Source organism: Pseudomonas sp. P4_B3 (genome assembly GCF_056402295.1).
In genome coordinates this window covers 75185-101190 of sequence record NZ_JBFUHR010000032.1, presented here as the reverse complement: position 1 = coordinate 101190, position 26006 = coordinate 75185, and the positions used below count along the sequence as shown (strand labels likewise).

Sequence of the window (26006 nt, the reverse complement as noted above, 5' to 3'; positions counted from 1 at the left end):
CAAGTGGTCGGCGATTAACCGTCCTTCTCGATTTCACAGAGTAGCGGATGCTGGCTTTCCCTGGCGTACTGGTTGACCTGCATGGCCTTGGTCTCGGCGATGTCGCGGGTAAACACTCCACATACTGCCCGCCCTTCTGTATGGACGGCCAGCATGACCTTGGTCGCCAGCTCGCGATTCAGGTTAAAAAACACCTCGAGCACTTCGACGACGAAATCCATCGGTGTGTAGTCATCGTTGAACAAAACCACCTTGTACATCGGCGGCGCCTGTAGTGCAGGCTTTGCCTCCTGAACAGCAATGCCTGTGGAATCGTCGTCGTGTAAATCAGGGCGATCCTGATTGAATGTTAGTCGAATCTGGCTGATTGCATGCATGGAAAGAAAGGTTCGTCAGTTGTTCAAATACATTGGTGGGGGCGGCTATCAGCGTTTTCAACTCCGACTGCCCGGTCAGCTTGACTATCGGCAAAACGGTGTTACAACCAATAGAGCCCACAGTGGGTAAAAAAGGTCCGCGGAGTCAATCTTATTTACAGATTCGACTGCGGATGTACTGGATGATACTCCAGTGATGGAGTCTGTTGCAGAGGGAGTTGGGTATGTCAGTTGGCAAGGTGAAATGGTTCAACAATGCCAAGGGATTCGGTTTCATTAACACCGATGCCAAAGAAGGCCGTGATGAGGACGGCAAGGAAATCGATTTCTTTGCTCACTATTCGGCCATCGCGATGGACGGCTACAAAACCCTCAAGGCCGGACAAATCGTCAGCTTCGAGATCGTTCAGGGCCCCAAAGGCTTGCATGCATTGAATATCACGTCTGCCACGCTCCCGAGCGAACAGACCGCGCCCGCCACCCAGCACGAAACGGTGTCGAGCTGACGCAACCCGTCATCCAGTCATAAAAAAACCGCCTGACTCAACTTATTGAATCAGGCGGTTTTTGTGTGCCTGCGCGTTCTTACATGTGCGAGATCAGCGCATCACCGAAACCGGAAGACGATACCAGCTTCGCACCTTCCATCAGACGTTCGAAGTCATAGGTCACGGTCTTGGCGGAAATCGCGCCGTTGGTGCCCTTGATGATCAGGTCGGCTGCTTCGGTCCAGCCCATGTGGCGCAGCATCATTTCAGCGGACAGGATCAGCGAACCGGGATTGACCTGGTCCTTGCCGGCGTATTTCGGCGCCGTACCGTGGGTGGCTTCGAACATGGCCACGGTGTCGGACAGGTTGGCACCTGGCGCGATACCGATACCACCCACTTCCGCCGCCAGGGCGTCGGAGAGGTAGTCGCCGTTCAGGTTCAGGGTCGCGATCACATCGTACTCGGCCGGGCGCAGCAGGATCTGCTGGAGCATGGCGTCGGCGATGGCATCCTTGACGATGACGTTCTTGCCGGTTTTCGGGTTCTTGAACTGCATCCACGGACCGCCGTCGAGCAGGGTCGCGCCGAACTCTTCAGCCGCCACTTCGTAGGCCCATTCCTTGAAGGCACCTTCGGTGAACTTCATGATGTTGCCTTTGTGCACGATGGTCAGCGAATCGCGATCGTTGTCGACCACGTATTGCAGGGCCTTGCGTGCCAGACGCTTGGTGCCTTGCAGGGACACCGGCTTGACGCCGATACCGCAGTTTTCGTCGAAACGGATCTTGGTAACGCCCATTTCTTCTTTGAGGAACTTGATGACCTTGGTGGCTTCCGGCGTGCCGGCCTTCCACTCGATGCCGGCGTAGATGTCTTCGGAGTTCTCGCGGAAGATGGTCATGTCGACATCGCCTGGCTTCTTGACCGGGCTAGGCACGCCTTCGAACCAGCGCACCGGGCGCAGGCAGACGTACAGGTCGAGTTGCTGACGCAGGGCCACGTTGAGGGAACGGATGCCGCCACCGACCGGGGTGGTCAGAGGACCTTTGATGGAAACCACGTAATCCTTGACCGCGTCCAGGGTTTCCTGAGGCAGCCAGGTGTCCTGATCGTAAACCTGAGTCGCTTTCTCCCCGGCGTACACTTCCATCCAGGAAATCTTGCGCTCGCCACCGTAAGCCTTCTTAACAGCAGCATCGACAACCTTGATCATGACCGGGCTGATGTCGACACCAATGCCGTCGCCTTCGATGAAGGGGATGATCGGGTTATTAGGAACATTGAGAGAATGGTCTGCATTGACGGTGATTTTGTCGCCGACGGCTGGAACCTGAATCTTCTTGTAACCCATGCTGAACTCCATTGATTGGATTGAACATCTGGCTTGGTTCGAGCGTAACCCAGTTGAATCGGCGCGCAAACCCTATGTTCCATCCATCTGGCGCAAAGCCTTGCAACTCGTGCGCTACAAGCCTGAAAGCAAAGGGAAAAGCGCCAAAACCAAGCACGACGAATGACTCTACGCCCGACTTGCCCCTGCGACCTTTAGACCAATGGACGACATTCGTTGCGTATGAACCATCGGCAGATTGCCAGCTACCTATGTATAATGCCGCCGCTGACCACAGGGTCACGACGGTTGAAGTGCTCTACGACGAGACTTTCCGCCTGGCAGGCCGGCCTGTTATCGCAGTCCGGCCACTTGACGCCTTACTGATGCACCCAACATCACAGCAACGAAACCTCGATATTCGGCTCATGGATGACTTTGAACGAACGCGCTTACCCGGCGCCCTCGAGTTTCTGCGCACGCTTTAGCAAAGAAGAGAGAGTTAATCCGAATATGCCCACCCGCTCGAAGATCATCTATACCTTCACCGACGAAGCTCCTGCCCTCGCCACCTATTCACTGTTGCCTATCGTAGAGGCGTTCACCGCCTCGGCTGATATCGCCGTTGAAACCCGCGATATCTCTCTTGCAGGGCGCATCCTGGCCAGCTTCCCCGAGCAACTGGGTGACAAAGCCGTAGCCGACCACCTCGCCGAACTGGGCGCCCTGGCCGTTACGCCTGAAGCCAACATCATCAAGCTGCCGAACATCAGCGCTTCGGTTCCACAACTGCAAGCCGCGATCAAAGAGCTGCAAGCTCAGGGCTACGCACTGCCGGACTACCCTGAGACCGTCACCAGCGACGCCGACAAAGAAGCCAAGGCGCGTTACGACAAAATCAAGGGCAGCGCCGTGAACCCGGTTCTGCGTGAAGGCAACTCCGACCGCCGCGCTCCGCTGTCGGTCAAGAACTACGCACGCAAGCACCCGCACAAAATGGGCGCCTGGGCCAAGGACTCCAAGTCCCACATCGCACACATGAGCACCGGCGATTTCTACGGCAGCGAAAAAGCTGCCCTGATCGACGCCGCTGACGCCGTGAAGATCGAACTGATCGCTCAAGACGGCACCGCCACCGTCCTGAAAGAAAAGACCAGCGTACAAGCCGGTGAGATCCTCGATTGCGCGGTATTGAGCAAAAACGCCCTGCGCAGCTTCATCGCGGCCGAAATCGAAGACGCCAAGGCACAAGGCGTGCTGCTGTCGGTTCACTTGAAAGCCACCATGATGAAGGTCTCCGACCCGATCATGTTCGGCCAGATCGTTGCCGAGTTCTATAAAGACGCACTGGCCAAGCACGCTGACGTGCTGGCACAGATCGGCTTCAACCTGAACAACGGCATCGGCGACCTGTACGCTCGCATCAAGGCCTTGCCTGCCGAGCAGCAAGCGCAGATCAAAGCTGACATCCAGGCGGTCTACGCCGTTCGCCCATCGCTTGCGATGGTCAACTCCGACAAAGGCATCACCAACCTGCACGTGCCGAGCGACGTCATCGTCGACGCCTCGATGCCAGCAATGATCCGTGACTCCGGCAAGATGTGGGGCACCGACGGCCAGCTGCACGACACCAAGGCCGTGATCCCGGATCGCTGCTACGCGACCATCTACCAGGCAGTGATCGAAGACTGCAAGGCCAACGGCGCGTTCGATCCGACCACCATGGGCAGCGTGCCGAACGTTGGCCTGATGGCGAAGAAAGCCGAAGAGTACGGCTCCCACGACAAGACTTTCCAGATCAAGGCTGACGGCGTTGTTCGCGTCACCGACAGCAAGGGCAACCTGCTGATGGAACAGGCTGTCGAGGCCGGCGACATCTTCCGCATGTGCCAGACCAAAGACGCGCCGATCCAGGACTGGGTCAAACTGGCCGTCAACCGTGCTCGCGCAAGCGCGACCCCGGCGATCTTCTGGCTGGACCCGATGCGCGCCCACGACGGCGTAGTGATCGAGAAAGTTCAGGCTTACCTGAAAGATCACGACACTGCCGGCCTGGACATCCAGATCATGGCGCCGGTCGACGCGATGAAGTACACCCTGCAGCGCACCCGCGAAGGTAAAGACACCATCTCGGTGACCGGCAACGTACTGCGCGACTACCTGACCGACCTGTTCCCGATCATGGAACTGGGCACCAGCGCCAAGATGCTGTCGATCGTGCCGCTGATGAACGGCGGTGGCCTGTTCGAAACCGGCGCTGGCGGTTCGGCTCCGAAGCACGTTCAGCAGTTGCTGGAAGAAAACTTCCTGCGCTGGGATTCGCTGGGTGAATTCCTGGCCCTGGCCGCGTCCCTGGAACACCTGGGCGTGACCTACAACAACCCTAAGGCGCTGGTGCTGGCCAAGACCCTGGACCAGGCCACCGGCCAGTTCCTGGACAACAACAAGTCGCCATCGCGCAAAGTCGGCAACATCGACAACCGCGGCAGCCACTTCTACCTGGCACTGTACTGGGCTCAAGCCCTGGCTGCCCAGACCGAAGACACTGCACTGCAAGCGCAGTTCGCGACCCTGGCCAAGACCCTGACCGAGAACGAGGCGACCATCGTTGCCGAGCTCAACGCCGTTCAGGGCAAGCCAGTGGACATCGGCGGTTACTACCACGCCGACGCCGAGCTGATCAGCAAGGCCATGCGCCCAAGCGCAACCTTCAACGCGGCAGTTGCTGCGCTGGTTTAAGGTTGTAAGGGAACATCACAAACCCCGGCCCTGTGCCGGGGTTTGTGTTTATGGCTGGAGCTCAAAACCCTGTAGGAGCTGGCTTGCCAGCGAAGGCGATTTATCATTCAAAACCTTCATTGACTGATCCACCGCTTTCGCTGGCAAGCCAGCTCCTACAGGGTTCGGTTTTCAACTTTCAACATTGAGGGAACACACATGGACTGGAAACCCCACATCACCGTCGCTACCATCGTCGAAGACAACGGCCGATTCCTGATGGTGGAAGAACTCAAGCACGGGCGCGTCGTACTCAACCAGCCCGCCGGTCATCTGGACCCGAACGAAACCCTGACCGAAGCCGCCGTGCGCGAAACCCTCGAGGAAACAGGCTGGGACGTCGAACCCACCGGCGTGCTGGGCATTTACCTCTACACCGCCCCGAGCAACGGCGTGACCTACCAGAGGGTCTGCTTCATCGCCAAACCACTGAAACACCACGCGGATTATCAACTGGATGACGGCATCATCGGCGCCAAGTGGTTGACCCGCGAGGAATTAATCGAGCAGCGCGACAACTGGCGCAGCGAGCTGATCATCCGCTGCATCGACGACTATCTGACAGGCCAACACTTCGGCCTCGAATTGATCCGTCCTTCTCTTTAGCCTTGCGGGCCTTAGCCTGCTAGAATCGCGTCCTTTTTCAAGACACTCATTGAATCCCTATGCGTGATCCAGCCCCTTCTGACACACAAAAGAAGCGCGTCATTGTCGGCATGTCCGGCGGCGTGGACTCTTCCGTTTCCGCCCTCCTGCTGATCGAGCAGGGCTATGAGGTGGAAGGCCTGTTCATGAAGAACTGGGAAGAAGACGATGGAACGGAATACTGCACCGCCATGGATGATCTGGCGGATGCCCAGGCCGTGTGCGACAAGATTGGCATCAAGCTGCACACCGCCAACTTCGCCGCCGAGTACTGGGACAACGTGTTCGAGCACTTCCTGGCCGAATACAAGGCCGGACGCACGCCGAACCCGGACATCCTGTGCAACCGCGAAATCAAGTTCAAGGCGTTCCTCGACTACGCCATGATGCTCGGCGCCGACCTGATCGCCACCGGTCACTACGTGCGTCGCCGCGACATCGACGGCCGCACCGAACTGCTCAAGGGCCTGGATCCGAACAAGGACCAGAGCTACTTCCTGCACGCCGTCGGCGGTGAACAGATCGCCAAGACCCTGTTCCCGGTCGGCGAGCTGGAAAAACCGCAAGTGCGCGCCATTGCCGAGAAATACGAACTGGCGACCGCGAAGAAAAAGGATTCCACCGGGATCTGCTTTATCGGCGAGCGCCGCTTCAGCGACTTCCTCAAGCAGTACCTGCCAGCGCAACCGGGCGAGATCAAGACCACCGAAGGTGAAGTCATCGGCCGTCACCACGGCCTGATGTACCACACCATCGGCCAGCGCCAGGGCCTGGGCATTGGCGGGCTGAAAGATGCCAGCGATGAGCCGTGGTACGTGCTGATCAAGGACCTGGAACACAACGAGCTGATCGTTGGCCAGGGCAACGATCACCCGTGGCTGTTCTCCCGCGCCCTGCTCGCTTCCGATATCTACTGGGTCAACCCGATCGATCTGAGCCAGCCACGCAAGCTGACCGCCAAGGTTCGTTATCGCCAGAGCGACCAGCCGTGCACCCTGGAAAAAACCGCCACCGGTTATCGCGCGACCTTCGATGATCCGCAACGCGCGGTCACTCCGGGCCAGTCCGTGGTGTTCTACGACGGTGAAATCTGCCTCGGCGGCGGCGTGATTGAAGTAGCCGAGCCGTGGACGAGCAAGGGCCAGGCCCTATGAACCCGATTCAGGAGCAACTGACAGCACTGGGCGGCGTGTTTCTCGCCGCCGTGCTGGTGGACAGGATTGCCAAGTCCGGCCAGACCAACGAAGCCGGACTGACCTGCATGCTCGGTAGCCTGCTGATCCGCGACCCCAAGGACACTTTGGAAGTCTACGGCGGCGACGACATCAACCTGCGCGAAGGCTACCGCGCGCTGATTGGCGCCCTCGAACGCGATCCAAGCGCCCTGCAGCGCGAACCGCTGCGTTATGCCCTGGCCATGCTCGGCCTTGAACGTCAGCTGGCCAAGCGCAACGACATGCTCGACGTGATTGGCAAGCGTCTGCCGCAGATTCAGTCCCAGGTCGAACACTTCGGCCCGGCCCACGAAAACGTGATCGCTGCATGCGGCGCGCTGTATCAGGACACCCTGAGCACCCTGCGCCAACGCATCCAGGTGCACGGTGACATGCGCAACCTACAGCAACCGAGCAATGCCTCGAAAATTCGCGCCCTGCTGCTGGCCGGCATCCGTTCGGCGCGCCTGTGGCGGCAATTGGGCGGTCATCGCTGGCAGCTGGTGATCAGCCGCCGCAAATTGCTGAAAGAGCTTTACCCGTTGATGCGTAACGAATAACCCGCATCGACAGAACTGAACATAGCAATACGCGTAATACGCCGGTCAGTTGGCGACGGACCGGCGGATTTTTTCATGTATGATACGCGCCCCATTTCGTTGCCCGACTGTCCGAGAACACCCCATGCAGCTCTCTTCGCTCACTGCGGTTTCCCCTGTTGACGGCCGCTACGCCGGCAAAACCCAGGCCCTGCGCCCAATTTTCAGCGAGTACGGCCTGATCCGTGCCCGCGTTCTGGTTGAAGTGCGCTGGCTCCAGCGCCTGGCCGCTCACCCTGCCATCAGCGAAGTGCCGGCGTTCTCTGCCGAAGCCAACGCTGTGCTCAACACCCTGGCGGAAAATTTCTCTCTGGAGCACGCCGAGCGCGTCAAAGAGATCGAGCGCACCACCAACCACGACGTCAAGGCCATTGAATACCTGCTCAAAGAGCAGGCGGCCAAGCTGCCGGAACTGGCCAAGGTCAGCGAGTTCATCCACTTTGCCTGCACCAGTGAGGACATCAACAACCTGTCCCACGCCCTGATGCTGCGCGAAGGCCGTGATGACGTGATGCTGCCGCTGATGCGCCAGACCGCCAACGCCATCCGCGAACTGGCGATCCGCTTCGCCGACGTACCGATGCTGTCGCGCACCCACGGTCAACCGGCCTCACCGACCACCCTGGGTAAAGAACTGGCGAACGTGGTTTACCGCCTGGAGCGCCAGATCGCTCAAGTCGCTGCCGTTCCGCTGCTGGGCAAGATCAACGGCGCTGTCGGCAACTACAACGCCCACCTGTCGGCCTACCCCGAGATCGACTGGGAAGCCAACGCCCGCGCCTTCATCGAAGACGAGCTGGGCCTGGGCTTCAACCCGTACACCACGCAGATCGAACCGCACGACTACATCGCCGAGCTGTTCGACGCGATTGCGCGCTTCAACACCATCCTGATCGACTTCGACCGCGACATCTGGGGCTACATCTCCCTGGGCTATTTCAAGCAGCGCACCATCGCTGGCGAAATCGGCTCGTCGACCATGCCGCACAAAGTCAACCCGATCGACTTCGAGAACTCCGAAGGCAACCTGGGCATCGCCAACGCACTGTTCCAGCACCTGGCGAGCAAACTGCCAATCTCTCGTTGGCAGCGCGACCTGACCGACTCCACCGTACTGCGCAACCTCGGTGTCGGCTTCGCCCACAGCGTGATCGCCTACGAAGCCAGCCTCAAGGGCATCAGCAAGCTTGAGCTCAACGAGCAGAAGATTGCCGCTGACCTGGACGCCTGCTGGGAAGTACTGGCCGAGCCGATCCAGACCGTAATGCGTCGCTACAACATCGAAAACCCGTACGAAAAGCTGAAAGAACTGACCCGCGGCAAGGGCATCAGCCCAGAAGCGCTGCAGACTTTCATCGACGGCCTGGACATGCCAGCCGCCGCCAAGGCCGAGCTGAAATTGCTCACCCCGGCCAACTACATCGGCAACGCTGTAGAACAAGCCAGACGCATCTGATCGACCGCTAGACCCTTTTAAGACGCCCGGCAGCGCCGGGCGTTTTTATTCCCGTCTGAAAAGTGCATTTTTTCAATAGGTTACACATGAATCCTGATATTCCTCTTCAACTTCTGGGCGGCATCACGGCACGGGAATTCCTGCGCGACTACTGGCAGAAAAAACCACTGCTGATCCGCCAGGCGATTCCTGATTTCGAAAGCCCGATCGACGCCGACGAACTGGCCGGCCTGGCGCTGGAAGAAGAAGTCGAATCGCGACTGATCATCGAGAATGGCGAGCGTCCGTGGGAACTGCGTCGCGGCCCGTTCGCCGAAGATGAATTCAGCAAGCTGCCTGAACGTGACTGGACCCTGCTGGTTCAAGCCGTGGATCAATTCGTGCCGGAAGTCAGCGAACTGCTGGAAAACTTCCGCTTTCTGCCGAGCTGGCGCATCGACGACGTGATGATCAGCTACGCCGCGCCAGGTGGCAGCGTTGGTCCGCACTTCGACAACTACGACGTGTTCCTGCTGCAAGGCCACGGCAAGCGCAACTGGAAGATCGGCCAGATGTGCAACACCGAGAGCCCGATGCTGACCCACGCCGACCTGCGCATCCTCTCCGAATTCGAAGCCACCGATGAATGGGTGCTGGAACCGGGCGATATGCTCTACCTGCCACCGCGCCTGGCCCATTGCGGCGTTGCCGTTGATGAATGCATGACCTACTCGGTCGGCTTCCGCGCACCGAGCGCCGCTGAAGTGCTGACCCACTTCACTGACTTCCTCAGCCAGTTCCTGTCGGACGAAGAACGCTACACCGACGCCGACGCCTTGCCGACTGCCGACCCTCACCAGATCCAGCGCGATGCACTCGACCGCTTGAAAGGCCTGCTGGCCGAGCACATGAGCGACGAGCGCCTGCTGCTGACCTGGTTCGGCCAGTTCATGACCGAGCCACGTTACCCGGAACTGGTGGTGGGCCCGGAAGACGTCGAAGAAGAGGACTTCATGTCCGCCCTGGAGCAAGGCGCGATCCTGATTCGCAACCCGAGCGCACGCCTGGCGTGGTCTGAAGTCGATGACGACCTGCTGCTGTTCGCCAGCGGCCAGAGCCGTTACCTGCCAGGCAAGCTGCGCGAACTGCTGAAGATGATCTGCGCCGCCGACTCGCTGCACGCCGACAACCTCGGCGAATGGCTGAGCGACGAAGACGGCCGCGGCCTGCTGTGCGAACTGGTCAAGCAAGGAAGCCTGGGGTTTGCCGATGAATAAGATTCACGTACGTGTCGCAGACTGGCAAAAGGACAACGCCGAGATCCGGCGCATTCGTGAGACGGTGTTCGTCGCCGAGCAATCCGTTCCGCCAGAATTGGAATGGGACGCCGATGACATTGATGCAGTGCATTTCCTCGCTTACGAAGGCGACTTTCCAATTGGCACCGCCCGCTTGCTGCCCGATGGTCACATCGGCCGAGTGTCGGTGCTCAAGGACTGGCGTGGCCTGAAAGTCGGCGACGCACTGATGCAAGCGGTGATTGGCGAAGCTGAAGAGCACGGGTTGAAGCAGCAGATGCTCAGCGCTCAAGTGCAAGCCACGGCGTTCTATGAGCGCCTGGGCTTTCACATGGTCAGTGAGGAGTTCCTGGAAGCCGGGATTCCGCATGTGGACATGGTGCGGCATTCGGCCTGAGACCCTGTGATGAGGGGGCTTGCTCCCGCCGGGTCGCGAAGCGACCCTAAATTATTGGGGCTGCTGCGCAGTCCAGCGGGAGCAAGCTCCCTCGCCACAAAAGCACTCGACCACACCACAAAACGCCCCGCTATCTTCGGATACCGGGGCGTTTTGCTGTCTACCATTCAACTTACCCCATCCCGGGCCGACAAACTGGCACTATCAATACTTGTAGGAGCGAGCTTGCTCGCGATGGACTTGAGAGCGCCGCGGGGTGCCAGGCGTCACGCATTATCGTTGACGACCATCGCGAGCAAGCTCGCTCCTACACAAATCATAATGGCGGAGATAACGGATATGTCCCTACGCACCCTGCTCAGCACCCTGCTGGTGGTCTGCAGTTTTTCGGTCATGGCAGCCACCGAAATCGTGCCGCTGAACTACCGCACCAGCGCCGACCTGCTGCCCGTGGCGCAGGATTTCGTCGGCAAGGACGGACAGGTCAGCGCCTACGGCAATCAACTCATCGTCAACGCCGATCAACGCAAGATCGACGAACTTAAAGCCCTTCTTTCGCAACTCGACACTGCACCCAAGCGCCTGCTGATCACCGTCGACACCAGCGACAACAACTTCCAGGACGACCAGGGTTATTCGGTCAACGGCGCCAAGTCAAACCAGACCCGCATCATCAACTACAGCACCGATAGCCGCGACGGCGGCATTCAGCAAGTGCAGGCCAGCGAAGGCGCACCGGCACTGATCCAGGTCGGCCAGAGCGTGCCGATCACCAGCAGCCAGAGCGACTCCTATGGCGGTTACCGCAACCAGACTGAATACCGCAACGTCACCCAGGGCTTCTACGTCACCGCAAACGTCACCGGTGACATCGTTCACTTGTCGATCAGTACCAACCGTGACCGCATGAGCCAGGAACGTCCCGATGTAGTGAACGTACAAAGCACCGACACAACCGTCACCGGTCACCTCGGTGAGTGGATCCTGCTGGCCGGGGTGAATGGCCAGACCCAGGCCGACAAACAGGGCCTGACCCGCAGCTACTCGAGCCAGAGCCGCAACGACATGACATTGCGGGTGAAAGTCGACACCCTGGACCAAAGCACCAAAAACTGACTGACGAGTCGTATTAGACCAAAGATGTAGTGCTTGAAAAAAAGCACTACAAAACGTTTGACGAGCCAAAAAAGCGAAGGCATGATGGCCTCGCTCCCGCTAATCAGAGGCCCTGGCAAGGGCCTTCGAGGCGATGTTCGCACCTACCCCCGCGAACCGCTTCGTGTCTGTACCGCCCACAAGGTGTGTTTGACGAGGTTGTCGACTGGAACGAAGTTGTCCCGAGGGACGGAAGCGTAATAGGTAACCCGGCACCACACTGATGTTCGCACCAAGGCCCACGACGCCCGAATGCGCCCGCAGTTCGCCTTTACCTGCTCACTTCCCCTCGAGCCGATCGTTCATCCCGTCGCCCTCCCCGCCGAATCCGACTTGACCGCTTAAGCTTCTGGTCAGCGAGCGCAGGAATTTTCCACCGCAGAACAACTTTTCATAAAGACGCGACGAGGTTTATCTCCCATGGCACTGACACGCGAACAGCAAATTGCAGCCCTCGAAAAAGACTGGGCTGAAAACCCGCGCTGGAAAGGCGTGACACGCACTTACTCCGCTGCTGACGTCGTCCGCCTGCGTGGCTCGGTTCAACCTGAGCACACCTTTGCAAAAATGGGCGCCGAGAAGCTGTGGAACCTGGTCACCCAAGGTGCCAAGCCGGCCTTCCGTCCTGAGAAAGATTTCGTCAACTGCATGGGCGCCCTGACCGGCGGCCAGGCTGTACAACAAGTCAAGGCCGGTATCCAGGCGATCTACCTGTCGGGCTGGCAAGTGGCTGCGGACAACAACTCCGCCGAATCGATGTACCCGGATCAGTCGCTGTACCCGGTGGACTCGGTTCCAACCGTGGTCAAGCGCATCAACAACTCGTTCCGTCGTGCCGACCAGATCCAGTGGAAAGCCGGCAAGAACCCGGGCGACGCTGGCTACATCGACTACTTCGCGCCAATCGTGGCTGACGCTGAAGCCGGTTTCGGCGGCGTACTGAACGCTTACGAGCTGATGAAGAGCATGATCGAAGCAGGCGCCGCCGGCGTTCACTTCGAAGACCAACTGGCTTCCGTGAAGAAATGCGGCCACATGGGCGGCAAGGTACTGGTTCCTACCCAGGAAGCCGTACAGAAGCTGACCGCTGCTCGCCTGGCTGCTGACGTTGCCGGTACTCCGACCATCATCCTGGCCCGTACCGATGCTAACGCCGCTGACCTGCTGACTTCCGACTGCGACCCGTACGACCAGCCATTCGTGACTGGCGAACGTACCCAGGAAGGCTTCTACAAAGTACGCGCCGGCCTGGACCAGGCCATCGCTCGCGGTCTGGCCTACGCTCCGTACGCCGACCTGATCTGGTGCGAAACCGCCAAGCCAGACCTGGACGAGGCTCGTCGCTTCGCTGAAGCGATCAAGAAGGAATACCCGGACCAACTGCTGTCGTACAACTGCTCGCCTTCCTTCAACTGGAAGAAAAACCTGGACGACGCGACCATCGCCAAGTTCCAGCGCGAACTGTCCGCCATGGGCTACAAGCACCAGTTCATCACCCTGGCCGGCATTCACAACATGTGGCACAGCATGTTCAACCTGGCGCACGACTACGCCCGCAACGACATGACTGCCTACGTGAAGCTGCAAGAGCAGGAATTCGCTGACGCCGCCAAGGGTTACACCTTCGTGGCGCACCAGCAGGAAGTGGGCACCGGCTACTTCGACGACATGACTACCGTGATCCAGGGTGGCTCGTCTTCAGTGACCGCACTGACCGGTTCGACCGAAGAAGAACAGTTCCACTGATCTGCTTCGCCTGAGCAAACGGCCGTTGCGGACCAATTAGAAACCGCAACGCCGCAAATCTGACGCCCCGACTGGTTCGGGGCGTTTTTTTGCCTGCGCCCTCCCCCCCAAAAACCACAAACTCCTGTAGGAGCTGCCGCAGGCTGCGATCTTTTGATCTTGCCTCTAAAAAAACAAGATCAAAAGATCGCAGCCTCGTTTCACTCGACAGCTCCTACAGGGGATCGGCGATAGCCTGACGAAACATTGATCCAGAGCGCCATCGGCGTCAGAAAAATCCGCTAAAACACGCCCCTCCGCTACTTGCAGTAACGCCCATACAAGACAACTTCCCGAGTATCCGAAGGACAAGCAGTTTAAAAACCGATCCAAATAATACTGATTATCATTTATAGGCAGCAATGTTCGTTACATTCCCTACAAAACATAATTGACGAAATGCCGGCTAATGCCCACGGGCCAAGGGCTACAGGGCCTTGAGGGCTCCCTATGTCCTTATTCCTATAAATAATTTCGCTATAGGAATTTTACTTGCCGGGTGTTTAGCCATAAAATCAGCGGGATTGATTGCTGCGACATATCGTCACTGCCTTTGTTTCTTTTCAAGCTCAGAGACCTTTGCTCTCTGTTAAGGATTACCAGCATGCCCGAAGCGACAGGACTCATGGCCCACAACTGGGGCTTTGCCATTTTCCTTCTAGGCGTTGTCGGCCTCTGCGCCTTCATGCTCGGTGTTTCCAGCCTCCTCGGGTCAAAAGCCTGGGGCCGCAGCAAAAACGAACCGTTCGAGTCCGGCATGCTACCTACAGGTGGCGCCCGCTTGCGGCTCTCAGCCAAATTCTATCTGGTCGCGATGCTCTTCGTGATCTTCGATATCGAAGCCCTCTTTCTCTTTGCATGGTCTGTGTCCGTCCGCGAAAGCGGCTGGACCGGATTCGTCGAAGCTCTCGTTTTCATAGCAATTCTGTTGGCAGGCCTTGTCTACCTATTCCGAGTGGGCGCCCTTGACTGGGCTCCGGAAGCTCGGCGCAAGCGGCAAGCGAAGCTGAAACAATGAGGCTTTGGCAATGCAATACAATCTCACCAGGATCGACCCCGATGCTCCTAACGAGCAGTATCCGATTGGCCAGCGGGAAACCGTTTCCGATCCGTTAGAAGATCAAGTCCACAAAAACATTTTCATGGGCAAGCTCGAAGACGTGCTTAACGGCACGATCAACTGGGGGCGCAAGAACTCCCTGTGGCCGTATAACTTCGGTCTTTCGTGCTGCTACGTGGAAATGACCACCGCCTTCACGGCGCCCCACGACATCGCGCGCTTTGGCGCCGAGGTTATCCGGGCATCACCGCGCCAGGCGGATTTCATGGTTATCGCCGGTACCTGCTTCATCAAGATGGCGCCGATCATTCAGCGTCTCTACGAGCAAATGCTCGAACCTAAATGGGTCATCTCCATGGGTTCGTGCGCCAACTCCGGTGGCATGTACGACATCTACTCCGTCGTTCAAGGGGTGGACAAGTTCCTGCCCGTGGACGTCTACGTGCCTGGCTGCCCGCCCCGCCCTGAAGCTTTCCTGCAAGGCCTGATGCTGTTGCAGGAGTCGATTGGCCAGGAGCGTCGCCCACTTTCCTGGGTCGTTGGCGATCAAGGCGTGTATCGCGCCGAGATGCCTTCCGAAAAGGAAAAGCGCCGCGAACAGCGAATCGCAGTCACCAACCTGCGCAGCCCCGACGAAGTCTGATCCAGATCTGCTTCTTTCCATAGAACGAGAACCTGGCTTCATTCTTTACGTTGACCGAAAGCGATAAAATAACCATGACTACAGGCAGTGCTCTGTACATCCCGCCTTACAAGGCAGACGACCAGGATGTGGTCGTCGAACTGAACAACCGTTTTGGCCCGGAGGCGTTCACCGCCCAGCCTACCCGCACCGGCATGCCGGTGCTTTGGGTTGCCCGCGCCAAACTCGTCGAAGTCCTGACCTTCCTGCGCAACCTGCCCAAGCCGTACGTCATGCTCTATGACCTGCACGGCGTGGACGAGCGTCTGCGCACCAAGCGTCAAGGGCTGCCGAACGGCGTCGACTTCTCCGTGTTCTATCACTTGATGTCGATCGAACGTAATAGTGACGTAATGATCAAGGTCGCCTTGTCCGAGAGCGACCTCAGTTTACCGACCGTCACCAGCATCTGGCCGAACGCCAACTGGTACGAGCGTGAAGTCTGGGACATGTTCGGCATCGACTTCAAAGGCCACCCTCACCTGTCGCGCATCATGATGCCGCCGACCTGGGAAGGTCACCCGCTGCGCAAGGACTTCCCGGCGCGTGCCACCGAGTTCGACCCGTTCACCCTGAACCTGGCCAAGCAGCAGCTCGAGGAAGAGTCCGCGCGCTTCAAGCCGGAAGACTGGGGCATGAAGCGTTCCGGCCCGAACGAGGACTACATGTTCCTCAACCTCGGCCCGAACCACCCGTCCGCGCATGGTGCGTTCCGCATCATCCTGCAGCTGGACGGTGAAGAGATCGTCGACTGCGTACCGGACGTCGGTTACCACCACCGTGGTGCCGAGAAGATGGCCGAGCGTCAGTCCTGGCACAGCTTCATCCCGTACACCGACCGTATCGACTACCTCGGCGGCGTGATGAACAACCTGCCGTACGTGCTCTCGGTCGAGAAGCTGGCCGGCATCAAGGTGCCGGAGAAGGTCGACGTCATCCGCATCATGATGGCCGAGTTCTTCCGGATCACCAGCCACCTGCTGTTCCTGGGTACCTACATCCAGGACGTCGGCGCCATGACCCCGGTGTTCTTCACTTTCACCGACCGTCAGCGCGCGTACACGGTGATCGAAGCCATTACCGGTTTCCGCCTGCACCCGGCCTGGTACCGCATCGGTGGCGTCGCCCACGACCTGCCGCGCGGCTGGGAAAAACTGGTCAAGGATTTCGTCGAGTGGATGCCCAAGCGTCTGGACGAATACCAGAAAGCCGCACTGGACAACAGCATCCTGCGTGGCCGGACCATCGGCGTCGCCGACTACAACACCAAAGAGGCCCTGGAATGGGGCGTCACCGGTGCCGGCCTGCGTTCGACCGGTTGCGATTTCGACCTGCGCAAAGCGCGTCCGTACTCGGGCTACGAGAACTTCGAATTCGAAGTGCCGCTGGCCGCCAATGGCGATGCCTATGACCGCTGCATCGTGCGTGTCGAGGAGATGCGCCAGAGCATCAGGATCATCGACCAGTGCCTGCGCAACATGCCGGAAGGCCCGTACAAAGCGGATCACCCGCTGACCACGCCGCCGCCGAAAGAGCGCACCCTGCAGCACATCGAAACCTTGATCACACACTTCCTGCAAGTTTCGTGGGGCCCGGTCATGCCGGCCAACGAATCCTTCCAGATGATCGAAGCGACCAAGGGCATCAACAGTTATTACCTGACGAGCGATGGCGGCACCATGAGCTACCGCACCCGGATTCGTACCCCAAGCTTCCCGCACCTGCAGCAGATCCCTTCGGTGATCAAAGGCAGCATGGTCGCGGACTTGATTGCGTACCTGGGTAGTATCGATTTCGTTATGGCCGACGTGGACCGCTAAGCATGAACAGCACGCTTATCCAGACAGACCGTTTCACCTTGAGTGAAACCGAGCGCTCGGCCATCGAGCACGAGTTGCATCACTACGAAGACCCGCGAGCGGCGTCGATCGAAGCCCTGAAGATCGTCCAGAAGGAACGTGGCTGGGTGCCGGACGGCGCCCTGTACGCCATCGGCGAGATCCTCGGCATCCCGGCCAGCGACGTTGAAGGTGTGGCGACGTTCTATAGCCAGATCTTCCGTCAGCCAGTGGGCCGTCACATCATTCGCGTCTGCGACAGCATGGTCTGCTACATCGGCGGCCACGAGTCCGTGGTCAGTGAAATCCAGAGCAAACTGGGCATCGGCCTGGGTCAGACCACCACCGATGGTCGTTTCACCCTGCTGCCGGTCTGCTGCCTCGGCAACTGCGACAAGGCGCCGGCGTTGATGATCGACGACGACACTTTCGGTGATGTGCAGCCAGCAGGCGTTGCCAAATTGCTCGAGGGCTACGTATGACCCTGACTTCCTTCGGTCCGGCCAACCTCATCAAACGTTCGGCCGAGACTCACCCACTGACCTGGCGTCTGCGTGACGACGGCGAAGCCGTATGGCTCGACGAGTACCAGGCCAAGAACGGTTACGCCGCTGCGCGCAAGGCCTTCGCCGACATGGCTCAGGACGACATCGTCCAGACCGTGAAAGACTCCGGCCTCAAGGGCCGCGGCGGTGCAGGCTTCCCCACTGGCGTGAAGTGGGGCCTGATGCCAAAGGACGAATCCATCAACATCCGCTACCTGCTGTGCAACGCGGATGAAATGGAGCCGAACACCTGGAAAGACCGCATGTTGATGGAGCAACTGCCCCATCTGCTGATCGAAGGCATGCTGATCAGTGCCCGCGCGCTGAAAACCTACCGTGGCTACATCTTCCTGCGTGGCGAGTACACCACCGCCGCCAAGCACTTGAACCGTGCCGTGGAAGAAGCCAAGGCAGCTGGCCTGCTGGGCAAGAACATCCTGGGTTCGGGTTTTGATTTCGAACTGTTCGTCCACACTGGCGCCGGGCGTTACATCTGCGGTGAAGAAACCGCACTGATCAACTCCCTCGAAGGCCGCCGCGCCAACCCGCGCTCCAAGCCGCCGTTCCCGGCCGCCGTTGGCGTGTGGGGCAAGCCGACTTGCGTGAACAACGTCGAGACCCTCTGCAACGTGCCGGCGATCATTGCCGACGGCGTGGACTGGTACAAATCGTTGGCCTGCGAAGGCAGTGAAGACATGGGCACCAAGCTCATGGGCTTCTCCGGTAAGGTCAAGAACCCGGGCCTGTGGGAACTGCCATTCGGCGTCACCGCTCGCGAGCTGTTCGAAGACTACGCCGGCGGCATGCGCGACGGTTACAAGCTCAAGTGCTGGCAGCCTGGCGGCGCCGGTACCGGCTTCCTGTTGCCGGAACACCTGGACGCACAAATGTACGCCGGCGGCATCGCCAAAGTGGGCACCCGTATGGGTACCGGCCTGGCCATGGCGGTGGACGACAGCGTCAACATGGTGTCCCTGCTGCGCAACATGGAACAGTTCTTCGCCCGCGAGTCCTGTGGCTTCTGCACCCCGTGCCGCGATGGCTTGCCATGGAGCGTCAAGCTCCTGATGGCCATCGAGAACGGTGAAGGGCAAGCCGGCGACATCGAGACCCTGCTGGGTCTGGTCGGCTTCCTCGGCCCAGGCAAGACCTTCTGTGCTCACGCACCGGGCGCCGTGGAGCCGTTGGGCAGCGCGATCAAATACTTCCGCCATGAGTTCGAAGCCGGTATCGCGCCAGTCAGCGCCGCCGTCCCGCCTCTGGCAAGGCCGATCCTGGTCGGCGCGTAAACGCTTAAAAAAGGCGAAGGGTCCGTGCCCTTCGCTTTTCGTGTGATGACGCCTTTAACGGCTGTGTTGATTCACGCGGATAACAAGATTCCATTAGCCACGCCCGCTGACACCGGGCCAACGAAGAACTTTGAACCATGGCCACTATCCACGTAGACGGCAAAGAGCTCGAAGTCGATGGGGCAGACAACCTGTTACAGGCATGTCTGTCGCTAGGCCTCGATATCCCTTATTTCTGCTGGCACCCTGCCCTTGGCAGCGTTGGCGCTTGCCGCCAGTGCGCGGTCAAGCAGTACACCGACGAGAACGACACCCGTGGTCGTATCGTGATGTCCTGCATGACCCCTGCCACCGACGGCACCTGGATCTCCATCGAAGATGAAGAATCCAAGGCCTTCCGTGCCAGTGTTGTTGAATGGTTGATGACCAACCACCCTCACGACTGCCCGGTCTGTGAAGAAGGCGGTCACTGCCACCTGCAAGACATGACGGTAATGACCGGCCACAACGAGCGCCGTTACCGCTTCACCAAGCGTACTCACCAGAACCAGCAACTGGGCCCGTTCATTTCCCACGAAATGAACCGCTGCATCGCTTGCTACCGTTGCGTGCGCTTCTATAAAGACTACGCCGGCGGCACCGACTTGGGCGTATACGGCGCCCACGACAACGTGTACTTCGGTCGCGTTGAAGACGGCACCCTGGAAAGCGAGTTCTCCGGCAACCTCACCGAGGTCTGCCCGACCGGTGTGTTCACCGACAAGACTCACTCCGAGCGCTACAACCGTAAGTGGGACATGCAGTTCTCGCCGAGCATCTGCCATGGCTGCTCCAGCGGTTGCAACATTTCCCCGGGCGAGCGTTACGGCGAACTGCGTCGCATCGAAAACCGTTTCAACGGTTCGGTGAACCAGTACTTCCTGTGCGACCGTGGCCGTTTCGGCTATGGCTACGTCAACCGCGAAGACCGCCCGCGTCAGCCACTGCTGGCCAACGGCGCCAAGCTGGGCCTCGACGAAGCACTGGATAAAGCCGCTGACCTGCTGCGCGGTCGCAACATCGTTGGTATCGGTTCGCCGCGCGCCAGCCTCGAAAGCAACTACGCGTTGCTTGAACTGGTCGGCGCCGAGCACTTCTACTCCGGTATCGAAGCCGCTGAGCTTGAGCGCATTCGTCTGGTTGTACAGGTGCTCAAAGACAGTCCGCTGCCGATCCCGAACATGCGCGACATCGAAGATCACGATGCGATTTTCGTCCTCGGCGAAGACCTGACCCAGACCGCTGCGCGCATGGCCCTGGCCCTGCGTCAATCGGTCAAGGGCAAGGCCGAAGACATGGCCGACGCCATGCGCGTTCAGCCATGGCTCGATGCCGCGGTGAAGAACATCGGTCAGAACGCGCTGAACCCGCTGTTCATCGCCAGCCTGGCTGAAACCAAGCTCGACGACGTGGCTGAAGAATGCGTTCACGCAGCTCCCGACGACCTGGCCCGCATCGGTTTCGCCGTGGCTCACGCCCTCGATGCCAGCGCGCCGGCCGTTGAAGGCCTGGACGCTGAAGCCCTCGAACTGGCTCAGCGCATCGCCAACGCCCTGCTCGCTGCCAAGCGTCCATTGATCATTGCCGGTACCTCGCTGGGTTCCAAGGCGCTGATCGAAGCCGCGGCGAACATCGCCAAGGCCCTGAAGCTGCGTGAGAAGAACGGTTCCATCAGCCTGATCGTGCCAGAGGCCAACAGCCTCGGCCTGGCCATGCTTGGTGGTGACTCGGTCGACGCAGCCCTGCAAGCGGTGATCGACGGTAAGGCCGACGCCATCGTCGTGCTGGAAAACGATCTATACACCCGCACCGACAAAGCCAAGGTCGATGCTGCCCTGAACGCCGCGAAAGTGGTGATCGTGGCGGACCATCAGAAGACCGCCACCAGCGATCGCGCGCACCTGGTTCTGCCAGCTGCCAGCTTTGCTGAAGGCGACGGTACGCTGGTCAGCCAGGAAGGCCGCGCCCAGCGTTTCTTCCAGGTCTTCGACCCGACTTACCTCGACGCAAGCATTCTGGTTCACGAAGGCTGGCGCTGGCTGCATGCCCTGCGCTCGACCCTGCTGAACCAGCCGATCGACTGGACCCAACTGGACCACGTCACCGCTGCCGTTGCTGCGAGCAAACCGCAACTGGCGCGCATCGTCGATGCCGCACCGTCCGCCGCGTTCCGCATCAAAGGCCTGAAACTGGCTCGTGAACCGCTGCGTTACAGCGGCCGGACCGCCATGCGCGCCGACATCAGCGTGCACGAACCGCGTACTTCCCAGGACAACGACACCGCGTTCTCGTTCTCCATGGAAGGTTACTCGGGCTCGGTCGAACCGCGTCAGCAAGTGCCATTCGCCTGGTCTCCGGGCTGGAACTCGCCGCAAGCCTGGAACAAGTTCCAGGACGAAGTCGGTGGTCACATCCGCGCTGGCGACCCGGGCACCCGCCTGATCGAAAGCACTGGTGACTCGCTGAACTGGTTCGCCAGTGTTCCGCGCGCGTTCAACCCAGCCCAAGGCACCTGGCAGGTTGTGCCGTTCTTCCACCTGTTCGGCAGCGAAGAGAACTCTTCGAAAGCCGCTCCGGTTCAGGAACGCATTCCGGCTGCTTATGTTGCGCTGGCCAAGTCCGAAGCCGACCGTTTGGGCGTCAACGATGGCGCCATGCTGAGCCTGAACGTGGCTGGTCAGACCCTGCGTCTGCCACTGCGTATCAATGAAGAGCTGGGCGCCGGTCTGGTGGCATTGCCTGCGGGCATCGCCGGCATTCCGCCAGCGATCTTTGGCAAATCCGTTGACGGTCTGCAGGAGGCAGCTCAATGACCTTGTTCACTCCTGAAGTGATCGACATCATCATCGCGGTCCTCAAGGCCGTGGTGATTCTGCTTGCCGTGGTGGTTTGCGGCGCCCTGCTGAGCTGGGTCGAGCGTCGTCTGCTCGCCCTCTGGCAGGACCGTTACGGTCCAAACCGTGTCGGTCCGTTCGGCGCATTCCAGATCGCGGCCGACATGATCAAGATGTTCTTCAAGGAAGACTGGACGCCGCCGTTCGCCGACAAAGTGATCTTCACTTTGGCGCCGGTCGTGGCCATGAGCGCCTTGCTGATTGCCTTCGCAATCATCCCGATCACCCCGACCTGGGGTGTCGCGGACATCAACATCGGCATCCTGTTCTTCTTCGCCATGGCTGGCCTGTCGGTCTACGCGGTGCTGTTCGCCGGCTGGTCGAGCAACAACAAGTTCGCCCTGTTGGGCAGCTTGCGTGCCTCGGCGCAGACCGTGTCGTACGAAGTGTTCATGGGCCTGTCGCTGATGGGCATCGTGATCCAGGTCGGCTCGTTCAACATGCGCGACATCGTTGAATATCAAGCGCAGAACCTGTGGTTCGTCATTCCGCAGATCTTCGGTTTCCTGACCTTCTTCATCGCTGGCGTGGCCGTGACTCACCGTCACCCGTTCGACCAGCCGGAAGCGGAGCAGGAACTGGCCGACGGTTACCACATTGAATACGCCGGCATGAAATGGGGCATGTTCTTCGTCGGCGAGTACATCGGCATCGTGTTGATTTCGGCGCTGCTGGTGACCTTGTTCTTCGGTGGCTGGCACGGTCCGTTCGGCATCCTGCCGCAGATCCCGTTCATCTGGTTCGCGTTGAAAACCGCGTTCTTCATCATGTTCTTCATCCTGCTGCGCGCCTCGATTCCGCGCCCACGGTATGACCAAGTGATGGATTTCAGCTGGAAGTTCTGCCTGCCGCTGACCCTCGTCAACATGCTGGTGACCGCTGCGATCGTGTTGCTCAACACGCCCGCCGTCGCGGCTCAGTGAGGATAGAGAATCATGAAGTACATTTTTGACATCGTGCATGGCTTCTACACCCAGCTTCGTAGCCTGGTGATGATTTTCAGCCACGCCTTCCGCAAGCGCGACACGCTGCAGTACCCGGAAGAACCGGTCTACCTGCCGCCGCGCTACCGTGGGCGTATCGTCCTGACCCGCGACCCTGATGGCGAAGAACGTTGTGTAGCCTGCAACCTGTGCGCCGTGGCCTGCCCGGTTGGTTGCATCTCGCTGCAGAAAGCTGAAACCGAAGACGGTCGCTGGTACCCGGACTTCTTCCGCATCAACTTCTCGCGCTGCATTTTCTGCGGCCTCTGCGAGGAAGCCTGCCCGACCACCGCGATCCAGCTGACGCCGGATTTCGAAATGGCCGAGTTCAAACGTCAGGACCTGGTTTACGAGAAAGAAGATCTGCTGATCTCCGGCCCCGGCAAAAACCCTGATTACAACTTCTATCGTGTTGCAGGTATGGCGATTGCCGGGAAGCCGAAAGGCTCCGCGCAGAATGAAGCCGAACCGATCAACGTGAAGAGCTTGCTGCCTTAAGGAAGAAAGATGGAATTCGCTTTCTATTTCGCATCGGGTATCGCTGTGGTGTCCACGCTTCGCGTGATCACCAACACCAACCCTGTGCACGCCCTGCTCTACCTGATCATTTCGCTGATCGCCGTGGCGATGACGTTCTTCGCCCTCGGCGCACCGTTTGCCGGTGTCCTGGAAGTGATCGCCTACGCTGGCGCCATCATGGTGCTGTTCGTGTTCGTGGTGATGATGCTGAACCTGGGCCCGGCCTCGGCTCAGCAAGAGCGCGCCTGGCTCAAGCCCGGCATCTGGGGCGGCCCGGTCCTCCTCGCTGCGCTGCTGCTGGTGGAACTGCTGTATGTGCTGTTCTCCCACCAGACCGGTGAAGCCATCGGCCACTCCACCGTAGACGCCAAGGCCGTGGGCATCAGCCTGTTCGGTCCTTACCTGCTGGTGGTCGAACTCGCCTCGATGCTGCTGCTCGCCGCAGCCGTCACGGCGTTCCACTTGGGCCGCAACGAAGCCAAGGAGCAATGACGATGCCTGCTATCCCCATGGAGCATGGCCTGGCGGTTGCCGGCATCCTGTTCTGCCTCGGTCTGGTCGGCCTGATGGTCCGCCGCAACATCCTTTTCGTGCTGATGAGCCTGGAGGTCATGATGAATGCCTCCGCCCTGGCGTTCATCGTTGCCGGTAGCCGCTGGGCGCAGCCGGATGGACAGATCATGTTCATCCTGGTGATCAGCCTGGCAGCCGCCGAGGCCAGTATTGGCCTGGCGATCCTGCTGCAACTGTATCGCCGCTTCCACACGCTCGATATCGACGCTGCCAGTGAGATGCGCGGATGAACCTTCTCTATCTGACTTTCCTGTTCCCCCTGATCGGTTTTGTGCTGCTGGCGTTTTCTCGCGGCCGTCTCTCGGAAAACCTTTCGGCGCTGATCGGCGTCGGCTCCATTGGCCTGTCGGCGATCGTCGCGGCCTATGTGATCTGGCAGTTCAACGTCGCCCCGCCGGAAGGCGGTCACTACACCCTGGTGTTGTGGCAGTGGATGGCGGTGGAAGGCTTCACGCCGAACTTCGCCCTGCACCTGGATGGCCTGTCCGTAACCATGCTCGGTGTGGTGGTTGGCGTCGGCTTCCTGATCCACCTGTTCGCCTCCTGGTACATGCGCGGTGAAGACGGCTACTCGCGTTTCTTCGCCTACACCAACCTGTTTATCGCCAGCATGCTGTTCCTGGTCCTGGCCGATAACCTGCTGTTCGTGTACTTCGGTTGGGAAGGCGTGGGTCTGTGCTCGTACCTGTTGATCGGTTTCTACTACAGCAACCGCAACAACGGTAACGCCGCACTCAAGGCCTTCATCGTGACCCGTATCGGCGACGTGTTCATGGCCATCGGCCTGTTCATTCTGTTTGCCCAACTGGGCACCCTGAACATCCAGGAACTGCTGGTGCTGGCTCCGCAGAAATTCCAGTCCGGCGATTTCTGGATGGTCATGGCTACCTTGATGCTGCTGGGCGGCGCTGTCGGTAAATCCGCGCAACTGCCGCTGCAAACCTGGCTGGCGGATGCGATGGCCGGCCCGACTCCGGTTTCGGCACTGATCCACGCCGCAACCATGGTGACCGCCGGTGTCTACCTGATTGCCCGTACCCACGGCCTGTTCACCCTGGCGCCGGAAATCCTGCACCTGGTGGGCATCGTTGGCGGTGTGACCCTGGTTCTCGCAGGTTTCGCCGCACTGGTTCAGACCGACATCAAGCGTATCCTCGCCTACTCGACCATGAGCCAGATCGGCTACATGTTCCTGGCCCTGGGCGTGGGTGCCTGGGATGGCGCGATCTTCCACCTGATGACCCACGCCTTCTTCAAGGCCCTGCTGTTCCTTGCGTCCGGTGCGGTGATCGTTGCCTGCCACCACGAGCAGAACATCTTCAAGATGGGCGGCCTGTGGAAGAAACTGCCACTGGCCTACGCCAGTTTCATCGTCGGCGGCGCGGCCCTGGCGGCCCTGCCTCTGGTGACCGCAGGCTTCTACTCCAAGGACGAAATCCTCTGGGAAGCGTTCGCCAGCGGCAACAACGGTCTGCTTTACGCGGGTCTGGTCGGCGCGTTCATGACTTCGCTGTACACCTTCCGCCTGATCTTCATCGCGTTCCACGGTGAAGCGAAGACCGAAGCCCACGCTGGTCACGGTATCGCTCACTGGCTGCCACTGTCGGTGCTGATCGTACTGTCGACCTTCGTCGGCGCGATGATCGTTCCGCCGCTGCACGGTGTGTTGCCGGAAAGCGTCGGCCATGCCGGCGGCGAAGCCAAGCACAGTCTGGAAATCGCTTCGGGCGCCATCGCCCTGTCCGGTATCCTGCTGGCCGCGCTGCTGTTCCTCGGCAAGCGTCGCTTCGTCACCGGCATCGCCAACAGCGGCATCGGCCGTATCCTCTCGGCCTGGTGGTTCGCTGCCTGGGGCTTCGACTGGATCTACGACAAACTGTTCGTCAAGCCGTACCTGGCGATCAGCCACATCCTGCGCAAAGACCCGCTCGACCAGACCATCGGTCTGATCCCGCGCATGGCCAAAGGCGGTCACACCGCCCTGAGCCGTACCGAGACCGGTCAACTGCGTTGGTACGCCGCCTCGATGGCTGCTGGTGCCGTGCTGGTCATTGGCGCCGTCGTGCTGGTAGCGGTCTGA

General features: G+C 59.7%; 24 protein-coding genes. 22 read left to right on the top strand and 2 right to left on the bottom strand.

The window, feature by feature from the left end:
* Window positions 1-14 precede the first annotated feature (14 nt).
* A complete protein-coding gene (gene clpS, locus AC1DWG_RS28370; RefSeq protein WP_032829596.1) occupies window positions 15-377 on the bottom strand; it encodes an ATP-dependent Clp protease adapter ClpS in 363 nt (120 codons plus the stop codon).
* 224 nt (window positions 378-601) lie between these two features.
* Between clpS and AC1DWG_RS28365 the strand changes: the two genes are divergently transcribed.
* A complete protein-coding gene (locus AC1DWG_RS28365) occupies window positions 602-883 on the top strand; it encodes a cold shock domain-containing protein (RefSeq protein WP_477755246.1) in 282 nt (93 codons plus the stop codon).
* 79 nt (window positions 884-962) lie between these two features.
* Here AC1DWG_RS28365 and icd read toward each other — a convergent pair whose 3' ends face one another.
* A complete protein-coding gene (gene icd, locus AC1DWG_RS28360) occupies window positions 963-2219 on the bottom strand; it encodes an NADP-dependent isocitrate dehydrogenase (protein WP_007972065.1) in 1257 nt (418 codons plus the stop codon).
* Between icd and AC1DWG_RS28355 the strand changes: the two genes are divergently transcribed.
* From AC1DWG_RS28355 to nuoL, 21 genes are all read left to right on the top strand, one after another.
* Window positions 2218-2385, top strand: coding sequence for a hypothetical protein (locus AC1DWG_RS28355; RefSeq protein WP_191628038.1), 168 nt, complete (start codon window positions 2218-2220; stop codon window positions 2383-2385). The genes icd and AC1DWG_RS28355 overlap by 2 nt on opposite strands.
* 326 nt (window positions 2386-2711) lie before the next feature.
* Window positions 2712-4937 (top strand): NADP-dependent isocitrate dehydrogenase, encoded by a 2226-nt coding sequence (locus AC1DWG_RS28350; protein ID WP_477788663.1) that lies wholly within the window; start codon window positions 2712-2714, stop codon window positions 4935-4937.
* Between the two features lie 198 nt (window positions 4938-5135).
* Window positions 5136-5582: an NUDIX hydrolase gene (locus tag AC1DWG_RS28345; RefSeq protein WP_477764574.1), complete on the top strand. Its 447-nt coding sequence runs from the start codon at window positions 5136-5138 to the stop codon at window positions 5580-5582.
* Between the two features lie 59 nt (window positions 5583-5641).
* A complete protein-coding gene (gene mnmA / locus AC1DWG_RS28340) occupies window positions 5642-6775 on the top strand; it encodes a tRNA 2-thiouridine(34) synthase MnmA (protein WP_477764575.1) in 1134 nt (377 codons plus the stop codon).
* Window positions 6772-7395, top strand: a complete 624-nt coding sequence (gene hflD, locus AC1DWG_RS28335; RefSeq protein WP_108217855.1) for a high frequency lysogenization protein HflD — start codon at window positions 6772-6774, stop codon at window positions 7393-7395. Before mnmA ends, hflD begins: the two co-directional genes overlap by 4 nt.
* A 124-nt stretch (window positions 7396-7519) precedes the next feature.
* Window positions 7520-8890 (top strand): adenylosuccinate lyase, encoded by a 1371-nt coding sequence (gene purB, locus AC1DWG_RS28330; RefSeq protein WP_007981277.1) that lies wholly within the window; start codon window positions 7520-7522, stop codon window positions 8888-8890.
* Between the two features lie 86 nt (window positions 8891-8976).
* Window positions 8977-10146 (top strand): ribosomal protein uL16 3-hydroxylase, encoded by a 1170-nt coding sequence (locus AC1DWG_RS28325; RefSeq protein ID WP_477759982.1) that lies wholly within the window; start codon window positions 8977-8979, stop codon window positions 10144-10146.
* Window positions 10139-10564 (top strand): GNAT family N-acetyltransferase, encoded by a 426-nt coding sequence (locus AC1DWG_RS28320; RefSeq protein ID WP_477757067.1) that lies wholly within the window; start codon window positions 10139-10141, stop codon window positions 10562-10564. The genes AC1DWG_RS28325 and AC1DWG_RS28320 overlap by 8 nt, the downstream gene beginning before the upstream one ends.
* A gap of 339 nt (window positions 10565-10903) precedes the next feature.
* The gene (locus AC1DWG_RS28315) at window positions 10904-11680 is read left to right on the top strand and encodes a secretin N-terminal domain-containing protein (protein ID WP_477764576.1); all 777 of its coding nucleotides are present in this window, start codon (window positions 10904-10906) and stop codon (window positions 11678-11680) included.
* 459 nt (window positions 11681-12139) lie between these two features.
* The gene (aceA, locus tag AC1DWG_RS28310) at window positions 12140-13465 is read left to right on the top strand and encodes an isocitrate lyase (protein WP_007970439.1); all 1326 of its coding nucleotides are present in this window, start codon (window positions 12140-12142) and stop codon (window positions 13463-13465) included.
* 643 nt (window positions 13466-14108) lie between these two features.
* Window positions 14109-14522 carry an NADH-quinone oxidoreductase subunit A gene (locus AC1DWG_RS28305; RefSeq protein WP_003223812.1) on the top strand — a complete coding sequence of 138 codons (414 nt, stop codon included), beginning with the start codon at window positions 14109-14111 and terminating at the stop codon, window positions 14520-14522.
* A gap of 10 nt (window positions 14523-14532) precedes the next feature.
* Window positions 14533-15207 (top strand): NuoB/complex I 20 kDa subunit family protein, encoded by a 675-nt coding sequence (locus tag AC1DWG_RS28300; protein ID WP_046037844.1) that lies wholly within the window; start codon window positions 14533-14535, stop codon window positions 15205-15207.
* A 74-nt stretch (window positions 15208-15281) separates the two neighbouring features.
* A complete protein-coding gene (gene nuoC, locus AC1DWG_RS28295; protein ID WP_007981273.1) occupies window positions 15282-17066 on the top strand; it encodes an NADH-quinone oxidoreductase subunit C/D in 1785 nt (594 codons plus the stop codon).
* 2 nt (window positions 17067-17068) lie between these two features.
* Window positions 17069-17566: an NADH-quinone oxidoreductase subunit NuoE gene (gene nuoE, locus AC1DWG_RS28290; protein ID WP_008053447.1), complete on the top strand. Its 498-nt coding sequence runs from the start codon at window positions 17069-17071 to the stop codon at window positions 17564-17566.
* The gene (gene nuoF, locus AC1DWG_RS28285) at window positions 17563-18918 is read left to right on the top strand and encodes an NADH-quinone oxidoreductase subunit NuoF (RefSeq protein WP_477753952.1); all 1356 of its coding nucleotides are present in this window, start codon (window positions 17563-17565) and stop codon (window positions 18916-18918) included. The genes nuoE and nuoF overlap by 4 nt, the downstream gene beginning before the upstream one ends.
* A gap of 137 nt (window positions 18919-19055) precedes the next feature.
* Window positions 19056-21770 (top strand): NADH-quinone oxidoreductase subunit NuoG, encoded by a 2715-nt coding sequence (gene nuoG, locus AC1DWG_RS28280; RefSeq protein WP_477788662.1) that lies wholly within the window; start codon window positions 19056-19058, stop codon window positions 21768-21770.
* A complete protein-coding gene (gene nuoH / locus AC1DWG_RS28275; RefSeq protein WP_046037838.1) occupies window positions 21767-22774 on the top strand; it encodes an NADH-quinone oxidoreductase subunit NuoH in 1008 nt (335 codons plus the stop codon). Before nuoG ends, nuoH begins: the two co-directional genes overlap by 4 nt.
* A gap of 12 nt (window positions 22775-22786) precedes the next feature.
* Window positions 22787-23332 carry an NADH-quinone oxidoreductase subunit NuoI gene (gene nuoI / locus AC1DWG_RS28270; RefSeq protein ID WP_223444746.1) on the top strand — a complete coding sequence of 182 codons (546 nt, stop codon included), beginning with the start codon at window positions 22787-22789 and terminating at the stop codon, window positions 23330-23332.
* Window positions 23333-23341: 9 nt separating this feature from the next.
* Window positions 23342-23845, top strand: a complete 504-nt coding sequence (gene nuoJ / locus AC1DWG_RS28265) for an NADH-quinone oxidoreductase subunit J (protein WP_477788661.1) — start codon at window positions 23342-23344, stop codon at window positions 23843-23845.
* A gap of 2 nt (window positions 23846-23847) precedes the next feature.
* Complete coding sequence (nuoK, locus tag AC1DWG_RS28260; protein ID WP_007946416.1) at window positions 23848-24156, top strand: NADH-quinone oxidoreductase subunit NuoK; 309 nt, start codon at window positions 23848-23850, stop codon at window positions 24154-24156.
* On the top strand, window positions 24153-26006 hold the full coding sequence (gene nuoL / locus AC1DWG_RS28255; protein ID WP_477753955.1) for an NADH-quinone oxidoreductase subunit L: 1854 nt from the start codon (window positions 24153-24155) through the stop codon (window positions 26004-26006). The genes nuoK and nuoL overlap by 4 nt, the downstream gene beginning before the upstream one ends.

Bases quoted from the DNA above. Each gene is read 5' to 3' on its own strand.
- clpS (WP_032829596.1), bottom strand. From the start codon at position 377: ATGCATGCAATCAGCCAGATTCGACTAACATTCAATCAGGATCGCCCT.
- nuoI (WP_223444746.1), top strand. From the start codon at position 22,787: ATGAAGTACATTTTTGACATCGTGCATGGCTTCTACACCCAGCTTCGT.
- AC1DWG_RS28345 (WP_477764574.1), top strand. From the start codon at position 5,136: ATGGACTGGAAACCCCACATCACCGTCGCTACCATCGTCGAAGACAAC.
- nuoK (WP_007946416.1), top strand. From the start codon at position 23,848: ATGCCTGCTATCCCCATGGAGCATGGCCTGGCGGTTGCCGGCATCCTG.
- AC1DWG_RS28355 (WP_191628038.1), top strand. From the start codon at position 2,218: ATGCTGAACTCCATTGATTGGATTGAACATCTGGCTTGGTTCGAGCGT.
- AC1DWG_RS28320 (WP_477757067.1), top strand. From the start codon at position 10,139: ATGAATAAGATTCACGTACGTGTCGCAGACTGGCAAAAGGACAACGCC.
- mnmA (WP_477764575.1), top strand. From the start codon at position 5,642: ATGCGTGATCCAGCCCCTTCTGACACACAAAAGAAGCGCGTCATTGTC.
- purB (WP_007981277.1), top strand. From the start codon at position 7,520: ATGCAGCTCTCTTCGCTCACTGCGGTTTCCCCTGTTGACGGCCGCTAC.
- AC1DWG_RS28350 (WP_477788663.1), top strand. From the start codon at position 2,712: ATGCCCACCCGCTCGAAGATCATCTATACCTTCACCGACGAAGCTCCT.
- icd (WP_007972065.1), bottom strand. From the start codon at position 2,219: ATGGGTTACAAGAAGATTCAGGTTCCAGCCGTCGGCGACAAAATCACC.
- AC1DWG_RS28300 (WP_046037844.1), top strand. From the start codon at position 14,533: ATGCAATACAATCTCACCAGGATCGACCCCGATGCTCCTAACGAGCAG.
- nuoC (WP_007981273.1), top strand. From the start codon at position 15,282: ATGACTACAGGCAGTGCTCTGTACATCCCGCCTTACAAGGCAGACGAC.
- AC1DWG_RS28365 (WP_477755246.1), top strand. From the start codon at position 602: ATGTCAGTTGGCAAGGTGAAATGGTTCAACAATGCCAAGGGATTCGGT.
- aceA (WP_007970439.1), top strand. From the start codon at position 12,140: ATGGCACTGACACGCGAACAGCAAATTGCAGCCCTCGAAAAAGACTGG.
- nuoG (WP_477788662.1), top strand. From the start codon at position 19,056: ATGGCCACTATCCACGTAGACGGCAAAGAGCTCGAAGTCGATGGGGCA.
- AC1DWG_RS28305 (WP_003223812.1), top strand. From the start codon at position 14,109: ATGCCCGAAGCGACAGGACTCATGGCCCACAACTGGGGCTTTGCCATT.
- nuoL (WP_477753955.1), top strand. From the start codon at position 24,153: ATGAACCTTCTCTATCTGACTTTCCTGTTCCCCCTGATCGGTTTTGTG.
- AC1DWG_RS28315 (WP_477764576.1), top strand. From the start codon at position 10,904: ATGTCCCTACGCACCCTGCTCAGCACCCTGCTGGTGGTCTGCAGTTTT.
- nuoH (WP_046037838.1), top strand. From the start codon at position 21,767: ATGACCTTGTTCACTCCTGAAGTGATCGACATCATCATCGCGGTCCTC.
- nuoJ (WP_477788661.1), top strand. From the start codon at position 23,342: ATGGAATTCGCTTTCTATTTCGCATCGGGTATCGCTGTGGTGTCCACG.
- hflD (WP_108217855.1), top strand. From the start codon at position 6,772: ATGAACCCGATTCAGGAGCAACTGACAGCACTGGGCGGCGTGTTTCTC.
- nuoE (WP_008053447.1), top strand. From the start codon at position 17,069: ATGAACAGCACGCTTATCCAGACAGACCGTTTCACCTTGAGTGAAACC.
- AC1DWG_RS28325 (WP_477759982.1), top strand. From the start codon at position 8,977: ATGAATCCTGATATTCCTCTTCAACTTCTGGGCGGCATCACGGCACGG.
- nuoF (WP_477753952.1), top strand. From the start codon at position 17,563: ATGACCCTGACTTCCTTCGGTCCGGCCAACCTCATCAAACGTTCGGCC.